This is a genomic window from Mesorhizobium sp. M1A.T.Ca.IN.004.03.1.1, assembly GCF_003997555.1.
Classification (GTDB): domain Bacteria; phylum Pseudomonadota; class Alphaproteobacteria; order Rhizobiales; family Rhizobiaceae; genus Mesorhizobium.
Genome location: NZ_RZTV01001077.1, coordinates 1 through 237, shown reverse-complemented (window position 1 = coordinate 237; position 237 = coordinate 1). Strand labels below are relative to the sequence as shown.

The window sequence follows — 237 nt, the reverse complement described above, 5'->3', positions numbered from 1 at the left end:
GAGGATTCCTGGAATGTCTGCCTTACCCGAGATCAAAATGCCGATTGTACCGATTGTCTCCTATGAGGACAGGAGACAGATCATTCTCCCCGACGTGCCCGCTGAGGCGACGACGCGGCTCGGCCGGATCTGGGCGGCCACTCTTCTCTGGCATCAGAAGCGGGAAGGCCGGCGTGCGCTGAGAAACCTGACGGCGAACGAGCTCAAGGATATCGGCGTGTCGCAGTCCGATGCGGC

At 60.8% G+C, this 237-nt stretch carries 1 protein-coding gene; it reads left to right on the top strand.

All coding sequences use genetic code 11. The features are described from left to right. Positions 1 to 13 precede the first annotated feature (13 nt). The coding region (locus EOD29_RS34985) for a DUF1127 domain-containing protein (RefSeq protein WP_127248924.1) at positions 14 to 237 on the top strand (224 nt) is incomplete at its 3' end.